The organism is Pseudomonas trutticola BRTCR10 (genome assembly GCF_056155105.1).
Genome location: NZ_CM149552.1, coordinates 2,818,417 through 2,831,542, shown reverse-complemented (window position 1 = coordinate 2,831,542; position 13,126 = coordinate 2,818,417). Strand labels below are relative to the sequence as shown.

General features: G+C 59.7%; 10 protein-coding genes. 8 read left to right on the top strand and 2 right to left on the bottom strand.

Annotated elements, in window-relative coordinates:
- The first annotated feature begins 59 nt into the window (after window positions 1-59).
- Window positions 60-2,498, top strand: a complete 2,439-nt coding sequence (locus tag ACVVH8_RS12630; protein ID WP_475230489.1) for a TonB-dependent siderophore receptor — start codon at window positions 60-62, stop codon at window positions 2,496-2,498.
- A 55-nt stretch (window positions 2,499-2,553) separates the two neighbouring features.
- Here ACVVH8_RS12630 and ACVVH8_RS12625 read toward each other — a convergent pair whose 3' ends face one another.
- Window positions 2,554-3,138 (bottom strand): TetR/AcrR family transcriptional regulator, encoded by a 585-nt coding sequence (locus ACVVH8_RS12625; RefSeq protein ID WP_103303547.1) that lies wholly within the window; start codon window positions 3,136-3,138, stop codon window positions 2,554-2,556.
- A 210-nt stretch (window positions 3,139-3,348) separates the two neighbouring features.
- Between ACVVH8_RS12625 and ACVVH8_RS12620 the strand changes: the two genes are divergently transcribed.
- The 7 genes from ACVVH8_RS12620 to ACVVH8_RS12590 all read left to right on the top strand — a co-directional run bounded on the left by ACVVH8_RS12620 (window position 3,349) and on the right by ACVVH8_RS12590 (window position 12,280).
- Window positions 3,349-4,026, top strand: a complete 678-nt coding sequence (locus tag ACVVH8_RS12620) for a type 1 glutamine amidotransferase domain-containing protein (RefSeq protein ID WP_213028429.1) — start codon at window positions 3,349-3,351, stop codon at window positions 4,024-4,026.
- Window positions 4,027-4,134: 108 nt separating this feature from the next.
- Complete coding sequence (locus tag ACVVH8_RS12615) at window positions 4,135-5,259, top strand: alkene reductase (protein WP_315446584.1); 1,125 nt, start codon at window positions 4,135-4,137, stop codon at window positions 5,257-5,259.
- A 103-nt stretch (window positions 5,260-5,362) separates the two neighbouring features.
- Window positions 5,363-6,901, top strand: coding sequence for a cryptochrome/photolyase family protein (locus tag ACVVH8_RS12610; RefSeq protein ID WP_213028427.1), 1,539 nt, complete (start codon window positions 5,363-5,365; stop codon window positions 6,899-6,901).
- A gap of 153 nt (window positions 6,902-7,054) precedes the next feature.
- Window positions 7,055-9,967: a PAS domain-containing hybrid sensor histidine kinase/response regulator gene (locus ACVVH8_RS12605; RefSeq protein WP_475231164.1), complete on the top strand. Its 2,913-nt coding sequence runs from the start codon at window positions 7,055-7,057 to the stop codon at window positions 9,965-9,967.
- Between the two features lie 7 nt (window positions 9,968-9,974).
- A complete protein-coding gene (locus ACVVH8_RS12600; RefSeq protein ID WP_475230487.1) occupies window positions 9,975-11,210 on the top strand; it encodes an MFS transporter in 1,236 nt (411 codons plus the stop codon).
- Window positions 11,211-11,282: 72 nt separating this feature from the next.
- Window positions 11,283-11,546 (top strand): hypothetical protein, encoded by a 264-nt coding sequence (locus ACVVH8_RS12595; RefSeq protein WP_103303542.1) that lies wholly within the window; start codon window positions 11,283-11,285, stop codon window positions 11,544-11,546.
- Window positions 11,543-12,280 carry a Fic family protein gene (locus tag ACVVH8_RS12590; protein WP_315446600.1) on the top strand — a complete coding sequence of 246 codons (738 nt, stop codon included), beginning with the start codon at window positions 11,543-11,545 and terminating at the stop codon, window positions 12,278-12,280. Before ACVVH8_RS12595 ends, ACVVH8_RS12590 begins: the two co-directional genes overlap by 4 nt.
- 92 nt (window positions 12,281-12,372) lie before the next feature.
- On the opposite strand, the gene ycaC is transcribed toward ACVVH8_RS12590, so the two are convergent.
- Entirely contained in the window at window positions 12,373-13,005 is a 633-nt protein-coding gene (gene ycaC, locus ACVVH8_RS12585; protein ID WP_103303540.1) for an isochorismate family cysteine hydrolase YcaC, read from the bottom strand.
- Window positions 13,006-13,126 lie beyond the last annotated feature (121 nt).

Sequence of the window (13,126 nt, the reverse complement as noted above, 5' to 3'; positions counted from 1 at the left end):
CGGTTTTCATTTCTCATCCCTCCTATCTCCTGACACTTCAAAACAAACAGGAGAATGTTGTGCTCAACACGTGGCCCCGTACCCTTCCCGTCGCCGTTGCCCTGGCAACTCTGGCGAGTTCAGCGTTGGCGCAAGACATGAGTTTCAACCTGCCGGCCGGCCCTCTCGCCAGCACGCTCAATGCGATTGCCGGGCAGAGCGGGCAAATCATTTCGCTGGAGCCGGCCCTGGTGCAGGGCAAACGCGCGCCAGCGGTGATTGGCCAGATGCCGGCTGAACAAGCGCTGCAAAAGGCGCTGGCGGGCAGCGGTTTGCAGCTACGCGTGACCGGGCAAGGCAACTTCAGCGTCGAGCCCGCCACCGACAGCAGCGCAGCGCTGCAACTGGGTGCCACCAACATCGTCGAACGCAGCTACGGCGCCACCACCGAGGGCTCGGGCTCCTACGCAGCAAAGGCCGTGACCATCGGCAAAGGCATGCACACCCTCAAGGAAATTCCGCAGTCGGTCACCGTGATGACCCGCAAGCAAATGGACGATCAGGGCCTTACCGATCTCAAGGACGCGGCCAACAAGACCACCGGCCTGGTCGGCGTTCAGGGCGTGGGCAAAGGCATGATTCTCACCTCGCGCGGTTTTCAGATCGACGACTGGCAGTACGACGGCGTGCCGATCACGCGTAACTCCTACGCCCTGGGCAACTGGGCGACCCAAGACCTGATTTTCTTCGATCGTCTGGAGATTCTCCGTGGCGCATCCGGCCTGCTGCAAGGCGCCGGCAGCCCCGGCGGCGCGGTCAACCTGGTGCGCAAACGCGGCCAGAATGCCCCGACCGTGACCATCACTGGCAAGGCCGGCTCTTGGGATCACTACGGTTTGCAACTGGATGCCGGTGGGCCGCTGAACTCGACGGGCACGGTGCGCGGGCGCTTCGTCGCCGATGAAGACCAGAGTCAGTCGTTCGTCGATTACGAATGGAGCAAGACTCACTCGCTGTACGGTGCACTGGACTTCGACCTGAGCGACGACACCACATGGGGCGTGGCGGTCAGTAACTCCGACGGCGAGTCACGACCAATGATTCGCGGCCTGCCACGCTACTCCGACGGCAAGCCGCTGAATGTGCCGCGCTCAACCTACGGTGGCGCTCAATGGAACCATTTGGACATCGACGTCACCACGCTTTATACCGATCTGGAACACCGCTTCAATGATGATTGGGCGTTCAAGGTCGGCGCCGTGCGCATGAGTGAAACCAACAAAGGCAAAAGCCAGCGTCTGCAAACCAGCGGCGACGGGATCAAGCCCGATGGCAGCGGTATTCAATACGCCGACTTCGTCACGGACTTCGACGCGACCAAACTCGGCCTGGACATGAACCTCAGCGGCCACTTCGAAGCCCTATCGATGGAGCACGAAGTGATGCTGGGCGGTAACTACGCCAAGTACACGTCCGACGATAAATTCGCCCGAACCTTCAACAACAACACCACCGACACGATCTTCGACATCGACCACGACCGTCCCGAAATCAGCTACGAAGGCTTGCTCAATACGCCGGGTGGTCGCGCCACGCCGAGTAAATACGACATCCGCCAAAAAGGTCTGTATGGCAGCTGGCGCGTCAAACCGATCGAGCCACTGACTTTGGTACTCGGTTCGCGGGTGAGCTGGTATGACTACAACTACCAGTCTGCGACCCAAGTGGCTTTCAGCGACGTCGTTACGCCCCTTCCGGACAGCACCGCGAAGGAAACCGGTGTGGTCACGCCCTACGCTGGCATCATTTACGACCTGAGCCGCGAATGGGCGGTGTATGCCAGCTACACCGACGTGTTCGAGCCGCAAACCAACCGCGACGCCAGTGGCCAGACGCTCAAACCGGTGGTTGGCAGCAACTATGAGGTCGGGCTCAAGGGTGAATTGCTGGACGGCCGGGTCAACACCTCCCTGGCGCTGTTTCGCTATGACCAGGAAAACCGTGCCGTCAACGATCTCGCATCGGGGATGATCTGCGACGGTTGGTATTGCTCCAACGCCGCCGGCAAAGTCCGCAGTCAAGGCATCGAAGCCGAGATCAGCGGCGAAGTCCTGAGCAATCTGCAACTGTTCGCCGGTTACACCTACAACACCACCAAATACCTCGATGACCCGGACAATGAAGGCAAAGTCTTCAGCACCTGGACGCCGAAACACATGCTGCGAGTTTGGGGCGACTACCAGTTCAGCGGCGATTGGGAGCGGGTCAGCACCGGTCTGGGTTTCACCACCCAAAGCCACACGCTGGGTTATGAGCACACTTACGACGTCGCCGGTTACACCGTGTGGAGCGCCCGGCTCGGCTACCAGTTGAGCAAGGAAATCGACCTGGCGGTGAACGCCAACAACCTGTTCGACAAGCGCTACTACACCGCTGCCTACAACCAGCTCAACGGCAACAACAACTTCGGCGACCCGCGCAACGTGATGTTCAGCGTGAAGTACACACCGGAGTTCTGAGTCATCGGTTTAGCGTCGATCCGCGGGACTCGCTGCCGGCGGATCAACCTGAACATCAAACAGCCAAAAGTTGCCGGGTGGTCGCCATCGACGTATCCAACGATTGCCCGGTACGTTGCAGCTTGTTCAGCAGACTCGCCCCCAGCCAGAGCTGATACAGGGTTTCCGCCAAGTGCCGGGCATCTGCGGCCGGCAGGCTTTTTTCCGCCTGGCCCTGCTCGATACACAGGGTAATGCGCGCCACCACTTGTTCGGCACCATCACGCAACGTGAGGCGCATCGACTCGGACAGGTCGGCGACTTCGGCACTGAGCTTCACCACCAGACACTCATCACCATGCCCTTCGAGGGTGCAGCGATCCTGCCAGCCCTGCCAGTAATCCATCAGCCGTTCATAAGCGTTCAGCCCTGGCAATGTCAGGCGCCGCTCCATGTCCGCGAGATAACCGACAAAGTAGTCCGCGAGCAGGGCCTGGCCGTAGAGCTCCTTGGATTTGAAGTAGTGATAGAACGAGCCCTTGGGCACGCCGGCGGTTTGCAGGATTTCATTGAGGCCGACACTGGTGAAGCCCTTCTCGGCCATCATCCGGTGGCCGGTGTCGAGCAAATGTTGGCGGGTATCGTCGTAGGTCGCTTTCATGGGGCACAAAATACCAGGCAATAGACCAGTCGTTTATTTCAGAGGAACGGAAGTTTGCCACACCTGTCACTGAAAAAGCTTCGGCTAAAAAATTACTAGACGACTGGTCTAATTGGAAACTATGCTGCGCTCCGACATGCAATCTTCCGGTGTCGCCGCTGTGCAAATCCGTTGTGCAGCGACGCCACTCGATCAACCCCAGGGTGCTCTATGAAAATCTTGATGGTTCTGACTTCGCACGATCAACTCGGCAACACCGGCAAGAAAACCGGCTTCTGGCTGGAAGAATTCGCCGCCCCCTACTACGCCTTCAAGGACGCCGGTGCCGACGTCACCCTGGTCTCGCCAGCCGGCGGCCAGCCACCGCTCGATCCGAAAAGTGATGAGCCCGACGCGCAGACCGCCGAGACCGACCGCTTCCGCCAAGACCCGGCAGCCCAACAGGCATTGGCCAATACCGGGCGTCTGGCCGAGGTGAGCGCAGATGATTTCGATGCCGTGTTCTATCCAGGTGGCCACGGCCCGCTGTGGGATCTGGCCGAAGACGCGCAATCGATCGCCCTGATCGAAGCCTTCGACCGCAGCAACAAGCCACACGGTTTCGTCTGCCATGCGCCGGGCGTGCTGCGTCACGTTGTGAATGCTCAAGGAAATCCGTTGATCCAGCATCGCGAAGTCACCGGTTTCACCAATTCGGAAGAGGCGGCTGTCGGCTTGACGGACGTTGTGCCGTTCCTGATCGAAGACGAGTTTCAGCGCCTCGGCGGACGCTACTCCAAAGTCGCTGACTGGCAGGTGCATGTGGTCGCCGATGGCCAACTGGTCACCGGCCAGAACCCGGCCAGTTCCGCCGCTGTGGCCGAGAAACTGTTGAAGATGCTCGGCTGACGCCGGCACCGTAAAAAGCCATCCGAACGCCGTGCGCGTGCCGCACGGCGTTTTTTTTCATCCGTTCAATAGACGACTGGTCTAATAAGCCCCTCCACAAGGTTCCCCATGAACAACAGTCTTTACTTCACTCCCGCCAAACTCGGCCTTCACACCCTGAAAAACCGTATTGTCCTGCCACCACTCACCCGCCAGCGCAGCACCCAACCGGGGAACATCGCCAATGAACTGATGGCCGAGTATTACCAGCAGCGCGCCGGCGCCGGTTTGCTGGTGACCGAGGGCACGCAGATCGAACCGCGTGGCCAGGGTTACGCTTGGACACCCGGCATTTACACACCGGAGCAAATTGCCGGATGGCGCAAAGTCACCGACGCCGTGCATGCGGTCGACGGCGTCATCTTTGCCCAACTCTGGCACGTCGGCCGCGTGTCCCACAGCGCCTTGCAACCGGGTGGCGCAGCGCCGGTTTCGGCGTCCGCCGTCGCCACCGATCGGGTCAGCGTGTTCATCGAAACCGCGCCCGGCAAAGGCGAACTGGTGCCGCCATCGGCACCGCGAGCGCTGAGCACCGACGAGGTTCAGGAACTGGTCCAGCTGTATATTCAGGCCGCGCGCAATGCGATGGACGCCGGCTTCGACGGCATCGAACTGCACTGCGCCAACGGCTACCTGGTCAACCAGTTCATCTCCGCCCACAGCAATCTGCGCACCGATCAGTACGGTGGTTCGTTACAAAACCGCCTGCGTTTTCTCCGCGAAGTAGTCGCGGGTGTGGCGGAGTGCATCGGCAAGGAAAAAGTCGGCGTGCGTTTCGCTCCGTTGTTCACCACCACCGATGAGGCGCGCACGTATCTGGGCATGGTCGAAGAAGATCCACACACCACCTATATCGAAGCGATCAAAATCCTCGAAGCGGTCGGCATTGCTTATCTGTCTATCGCCGAAGCCGATTGGGACGATGCGCCCGCCATGCCGCAAACCTTCCGCCAAGCAGTACGCGAAACCTTCAGCGGCGCGATCATCTACGCCGGGCGCTACAACGCCGAATCCGGGGCGCGATTACTCGACTCCGGCCTCGCCGACCTGGTGGCCTTCGGTCGACCGTTCATGGCCAACCCGGATCTGCCCGCGCGAATCGCCAACGACTGGCCGCTGAATGCCCTCAACCCGGCCACGGTTTACGGCGGCAACGCCGAAGGTTACGTCGACTACCCGACGTATCCCGGCTGATCAAAAAAACCTATACAAAAACACAATTCCGTACAACTATCTGAACAAAGGTTCCTAAACCACTGGCTTCTCCTTTGCCTCTCATCAAGCTGAATCCGTTCGAATGAAAGCAACCCACCGGCTGTGCCTGGTCCTCGGTGACCAGTTATCTTTCGATCTCGCCTCGTTGCAGGGGCTGGATCGCGAACGCGATACCGTTCTGCTGGTCGAGGTGATGGAGGAAGCCAGCCACGTGCCTCATCACCCGCAAAAAATCGTGCTGGTGTTCAGCGCCATGCGGCACTTTGCCGAAACGTTGCGCAGCCAGGGTTTTCGGGTGCAGTACGCCCGCCTCGACGACCCTGAAAATACCGGCGCCGTGCCAAGCGAGTTGCAGCGCTGGCATGCGCTTTTACGGCCAGACGAAGTGCACCTGAGCGAAACCGGCGACTGGCGTCTGGAGCAATCGCTGCGCGAGTGTGGTCTGGCGATCCATTGGCACAGTGACAGCCGCTTTCTCTGCTCACGCGGCGAGTTCGCAGATTGGGCTGCCGGCAAAAAACAGCTGCGCATGGAGTTCTTCTACCGCGAGATGCGGCGCAAGAGTCGCCTGTTGCTCAACGGCGACGGCAGCCCGGTGGGCGGCGCATGGAATTTCGATGCCGACAACCGCAAGTCACTGCCCAAAGGCGTCAAGCCGCCCTACCCGCTCAACTTCTGCGCAGACTCCATCACCGTTGAAGTGATCGCGCTGGTGAAAGAGCGTTTCGCCAGCCACTACGGTTCCGTGGAGGATTTCAATTACCCGGTGACACACGCCGATGCCCAAGCCCTCTGGGAATACTTCGTGGATTTCGGTCTGGCCGGTTTCGGCGATTACCAGGACGCCATGGCCAGCGACGAACCGTTTCTGTTCCATGCACGGATCAGTGCTGCGCTGAACATCGGGCTGCTCGATCTGCGCCAGTTGTGCAGTGACGTAGAGGCCGCCTATTGGTCGGGCAGCGTCGCCCTGAATGCCGCCGAAGGCTTCATTCGGCAATTGATCGGCTGGCGGGAATACGTGCGGGGTGTGTATTGGCTGAAGATGCCCGACTACGCCGAAGGCAATGCATTCGGTAACCAAAGACCCTTGCCGGAGTTCTACTGGACCGGCGACACGCAGATGAACTGCATGCGCCAGGCGATCGGTCAAAGCCTGAAACACGCCTATGCCCACCACATTCAGCGACTGATGGTCACCGGCAACTTCGCTTTGCTGACCGGCATCGCGCCGAAGCAGATCTGCGAGTGGTATCTGGCCATTTACATGGACGCCTTCGACTGGGTCGAGCTGCCGAACACGTTGGGCATGGTTATGCATGCCGACGCCGGTTATCTCGGTTCCAAGCCCTACTGCGCCAGCGGTCAGTACATCAAGCGGATGTCCGATTACTGTCGCGATTGCGTCTACAAGGTCAGCGAAAGCACCACGGACAACGCCTGCCCGTTCAATGCGCTGTACTGGCATTTCCTCATGCGCCACGGCGATGTGCTGCGCAGCAATCAACGCATGGGCATGCTCTACAAAAACCTCGACCGCATGCCCGCGGACAAGCAACAGGCCCTTTGGCAACGGGGCCAGGGGCTGCTCGACAGGCTGGATAACGGGCAGTCGTTTTGAGATCAGGCTGCGCCGCGCTTCACGGCTGCAACTTAAGCATGAGGCGCCGTGTCAATGAGTGACCCGTAGTGTTCGTTTGCCACAAAAATCAATAAGGCATGAGTGGTGGAAACCCTGAAAGATCTTACTCGTGAGGCGCTTGAAGCTGAGGTTCTGCGCCTGCGCCAGGCGCTCGAAAGTGCCGTATTGCCTTCGCCAGACGCCTGTGTTCCGCACGATCTGGCTACGCAACTCTCCGCCAGCCGAGCGGCGCTGGCCAGCAGCGAGGCACGCCAGCGAGCGATCTTCGAGTGCGCGATCGATTTCGCCATGGTCGTTACCGACCCGCAGGGCACCATCACCGAATGGAACTCAGGCGCCGTCAATGTCATGGGCTGGACGGCCGAGGAAATGCTCGGCCACAGCGCCGAGCGCTTTTTCACCCCGGCGGATCGTGCCGCTGGCCGTATAGCGCTGGAAATGCAGCGCGCGCTGCTGGAGGGACGCGCCTCCGATGAACGTTGGCACCTGCGCAAGGATGGCCAATTGTTCTGGGCGTCAGGCGAACTGATGCCGCTTTACGCTAACGATCAAACACATCTGGGTTTCGTGAAAATCCTGCGTGACCGCACCGGCGAACATCTGGCCGGCCGTGCGCTCTTCGACACTCAAGAGCGCTATCGCCTGGCGGTCAAAGCGACTCGCGATGCGGTCTGGGACTGGGATTTGCAAAGCGGACAGATTGTCTGGAACGAAGCGCTTCAACAGGCTTACGGGTTCCCGCCGGCCGCCATTGACCCGAGCATCGATTGGCGCTTCGCGCAGATCCACCCACAGGATCGCGATAGCGTCAGGACCTCGATCCGCTCAACGATTGACGGAAAAGGTTCGACCTGGAGCGCCGAGTATCGTTTCCGTTGCGAGGACGGTTCCTACGCCGAGGTGCTCGACCGCGGTCACGTGATCCGCAACGCCGACGGCCAGGCCGAACGCATGATCGGCGCAATGCTCGACCTGACCCGCTCGCGCAGTGCCGAAACCGCACTGCGCCTGAGCGAGGAACGCTTCAGCACCATTCTGGAAACCATCGAAGCGGCGTTCGCCATCGTCAAAGTCAAATTCGACGCCGACGACCGCCCGGTGGATTACTTCTTCGTCGAGGCCAACCCGGCATTTGAGCGTCAGTGCGGCGTCAACCTGCGCGGCAAATGGGTGACCGAGTTTGCGCCAAATCTGGAGAAGTTCTGGTTCGAGACTTACGGGCACGTTGCCAAGACCGGTGAACCGGCGAACTTCGAGAACTACGCCAACACCTTCGAGCGCTGGTTCGACGTGCGGGCGGTGCGCGTCGGTGACCCGGCAGATCGTCAGATTGCTATCTTTTTCAGCGACGTCACCGCACGCCGCGACGCCGAAGAGCGACTGCGGATCAGCGAAGCCGTCGCCCGGGAAAACGTCGAGCGCGTGCAACTTGCCCTCGCCGCCGGCGCCATTATCGGTACTTGGCACTGGGACCTGCCGAGTAATCGCTTCGCCGTGGACGAAGGCTTTGCCCGGGTGTTCAACCTCGACCCGGCGCTGGGTCGCGAAGGCCTGAGCCTGGAACAAGTGGTGATGACCGTACACCCCGACGATCAGGCCGGACTCACCGGCGCAATGACTGCGGCGATTGCCCGTGGCGGCGCCTATTCCCATCAGTACCGGGTGCGCGGCGCCGACGGGAAATACAACTGGATCGAAGCCAACGGCCGCGTCGAATGCGCCGACGACGGTACCCCGTTGCGCTTCCCCGGCGTACTCATCGATGTCGAAGACCGGCGCAATGTCGAGGCCGAACGTGACCGTGCCAACGCAGCCTTGCGCGCGCTCAACGACACCCTCGAACAACGTGTGTTGGCGCGCACCGCCGATCTCATGCAAGCCGAAGAAAAACTGCGACAGTCGCAGAAGATGGAAGCGGTCGGCCAACTGACCGGCGGCCTGGCCCATGACTTCAACAACCTGCTGGCCGGCATTTCGGCCGCGCTGGAGCTGATGGAAAAACGCATCGCGCAGGGTCGCCTGAAAGACGTCGACAAGTACATGGCCACTGCTCAAGGCGCGACCCGCCGTGCCGCCGCCCTGACCCATCGACTCCTGGCCTTCTCCCGACGGCAGACGCTCGATCCGCGTCCGACCGACGTCAACACACTGATTGTCGGGATGACCGAGTTGATCCAGCGCACCGTCGGCCCGAGCATTCGCTTGCAGACGCTGGCGGCACCCGATCTGTGGCCGGCGCTGGTTGACGCCAGTCAGCTGGAAAACGCCCTGCTCAATCTGTGCATCAACGCCCGCGACGCGATGCCGGATGGCGGGCGCATCACCGTTGAAACGTCCAATCGATCCATTGCGCTCGAATCTGCCCGAACCCTCGATATGCCTGAAGGCGAGTACCTGTGCCTCTGCGTCACCGACACTGGCACCGGCATGAGCGCCGAAGTCATCGCCAAGGCTTTCGACCCGTTTTTCACCACCAAACCGCTCGGCCAGGGCACCGGCCTGGGGCTGTCGATGATCTACGGGTTCACCAAGCAATCCGGCGGTCAGGTGCGCGTGCACTCGCAAGTCGGGCAAGGCACGACGATGTGCATTTACTTGCCGCGTTATCGCGGTGAGGCACAGCAAAACCACGATGCCACCCACAGCACCACTACGCCGGTGGCCAAGGCCGGTGAGACCATATTGATCGTCGACGACGAGCCGACAGTGCGCATGTTGCTCAAGGATGTGTTCAGCGAGCTCGGCTACACCGTGCTGGAAGCCGCCGACAGTGTCGAAGGCCTTGAAACGTTGCGATCGCGTGTCCACATCGACCTGCTCATCACCGATGTCGGTTTGCCCGGTGGCATGAACGGCCGGCAAATGGCCGAAGCGGGCCGGGAAATCCGCCCGAAACTGAAAACCCTGTTCATCACCGGTTACGCCGAAAATGCCGTGATCGGCAGCGGCCAACTCGGACCGGGGATGCAAGTCCTGACCAAGCCATTTGCCGTCGACACCCTGGTGGCACGGGTCAGCCATCTGCTGTCTGCCAATTTCGAGTGAGGCTGCTGTGAGCAATCAACTGGATCGCCGCAATAACCTGTCACTGGACAGCCTCAATTTTTTCCTCGCCGACGTGCGCGACGGGCTCGGGCCGTACCTGGCGATTTACCTGTTGGCGGTGCATCACTGGGACCCGGCCAGTATCGGCGTGGTCATGACCCTTGCCGGCATCGCCGCGCTGATCACCCAGACACCGGCCGGCGCACTGGTCGACAGCAGCCGCAGCAAACGCGCGCTGATAGCCCTCGCGGCACTGCTGGTGACCGGCAGTTGCCTGGTGCTGCCCTTCGTCACGTCCTTCACTCTGGTGGCGTTGACTCAAGCCTTGAGCGCAGCGGCGGCCTCAATCTTCGCCCCGGCCATTTCCGCGATCACCCTGGGCATGACCGGCCCGCGAGCGTTCACCCGGCGCACCGGGCGCAATGAAACCTTCAACCATGCCGGCAACGCCTGCGCGGCCTTGCTCGCCGGACTGTTCGCCTATCTGTTCGGCCCCGTTGCGGTGTTTTACTTGATGGCAGCCATGGCACTCGCCAGCGTGATCGCCATCCACTTCGTCAGCGCAGATGCCATCGACCACGACTTGGCACGCGGCCTCGACCCCACTGCGGACAAGCATCAACCCTCCGGTTTGTCGGTGCTGCTCAGCAACCGGCCACTTTTGTTGTTTGCCATTTGCTGCGCACTGTTTCACCTGGCCAATGCCGCGATGCTGCCGCTGGTGAGCCAGAAACTCGCGCAAACCAATCTGCAAATGGCCACGCCACTGACGTCCGCGTGCATCGTCGCGGCGCAACTGGTCATGGTTCCGGCTGCGCTGCTGGTCGGTGCCAAAGCCGATGAGTGGGGACGCAAACCCCTGCTGCTGGCGGGTTTTCTGATCCTGCCTCTGCGCGGCGTGCTCTACACGTTATCTGACGATCCCTATTGGCTGGTCGCGGTGCAAATGCTCGATGGCGTCGGCGCGGGTCTGTTCGGCGCGTTGTTCCCGATCATGGTGAAAGACCTCACACAAGGCACCGGTCATTTCAATATCAGCCTGGGCGCACTGACCACCGTGTTTGGTCTCGGTGCGGCGCTGAGTAACGGGCTGGCCGGGTTTGTCGTGCAAGGCGGCGGTTATAGCGCTGCGTTTCTGACGTTGGCGGGGATTGCGGCGGTGGCCGTTGTGTTGCTTTGGGTGGGGGTTCCGGAGACGTTGCGTGGGGCGCCGACTCTCGGGCTCGCGTCCAGACATGGCTAGTCGAGGGCTCGCTCCTGTGACTGTCGAAACGACACCGTGCTATGCTCCGATAGAGAATACGAGGGATTCCAAATGCCTGAATCAACCACAGACAGCGTTGCGAATGAAGTTCGCCAGCTCGCACAGGAACACAAGGTTACCGCCGACCGTGACAGCCTGAGCTGCATGGCGGTCACCATCACGCGCCTGGCTGGTGATGTCGTGGAACTGGACGGTATTGAGCAATTACTCGTGAACCTCAAAAGGAAGGGCATTCTTAGCAAAACAGAAATCATGGCCCTGCAAGGACGTTATCTGCAGGAAAAAAGACGTTGCAAAAAGCAACTCAGCGCATGACTTTTGACCCCTTCGGCGATTTCGAGACTGAAGGTTATCTTCAAAACACACTCAAACTCCAAGACCCTGTCGAAGTAAAAGAGGCGGAGCACCTCTCATTCGAAGCCAGTATCGACGACGCTCTTGCCTATCTCGCCAAGAAAAAGCCGATCGACTACACAGCGGTCCTGAAAACACATGAAATCCTGTTCTCCGGATTTTACCCTTGGGCGGGCAAAGACAGGTACGAGCTAGTCCCCCACTTGGCGGTTTTCAAAGGTTCGAAGGATGATCCGCATCACACAATATTCGAGCGCCCGGACCTGATCAGAAGGTCCGTCGAATACGCCCTTGAACTCGCAGCCAACAAAAAACGTTTCCGTGCCCGACCTGGCGAGGTAATGGGTCAGCTGGCTTCTGCTCATCCTTTTCTGGATGGGAATGGTCGCACCATTCTGCTCGTTTACATGGAACTGTGCTTTCGGACCAGATTCGCCATCAATTGGTCGGAGACGAGCAAGGATAATTATTTACGGGCGCTCAGTGACGAAATTCGAGATCCTTTTCAAGGCCATCTGGATGGTTATCTGGCACCGTTTATCAGCGACATCTCCAGTCGTGAAGAATGGCCGCAAATGATTGGCGGTATCAAAGGGCTGGACGGTCTGGACAAGGAAGGCATCACGTACGAGAGTCTGGATGATCCTGAGGTTCAGCGGCTCTATAAATCGTATCGGACAATACCTCTGAAATGATGATCATCTCTGCGTTTTGACTCGGTTTACAAACATCAGAAAAAAGTAAGAGCCTGCTGGTCAGAGCAGGCTCTTCAATTAGCAAAGCCGGTTTATTTTTGCAAAGCCGTCAGCGCCGAGTAGCTGTTCATCAGATTGCGGTAGTTAGGAATCCGCTGCGACAGCAGATTACCCAGCCCTTCAATGTCGTTGCGCCAGTCGCGGTGCAGCTCACACGCCACCGAGAACCAGTTCATCATCTGTGCGCCAGCTTGGGTCATGCGACTCCATGCAGCCTGTTGCACGGTGGTGTTGAAGGTGCCGGAGGCATCGGTCACCACGAACACATCAAAGCCTTCGGCCAGCGCCGACAATGTCGGGAACGCGACGCAGACGTCCGTCACCACACCGGCGATGATGATCTGCTTGCGACCGGTGGCTTTTATCGCCTTGACGAAGTCTTCGTTGTCCCAGGCGTTGATCTGGCCAGGGCGAGCGATGTATGGCGCGTCCGGGAACATCTCTTTCAGTTCCGGCACCAGCGGGCCATTCGGGCCTTGTTCGAAACTGGTGGTGAGGATGGTCGGCAGGTCGAAGAACTTCGCCAGATCGGCCAGCGCCAGCACGTTGTTTTTGAACTCGTTCGGCGAGAAGTCCTGCACCAGCGAAATCAGACCGGTCTGGTGATCGACCAGCAGCACTACGGCGTCGTCTTTGTTGAGGCGGTTGTAGGTTGGAGTGTTCATCTGTGCATTCCTTTTCAGTTGTGTGAGTTCTTGTTGCGTTCAAGATGGGCACAGATTACTGACACACTGAAACGGGATAAATCAGCTGAAAAGCGTTTCACCGTCAACTCAAAAGGGACAA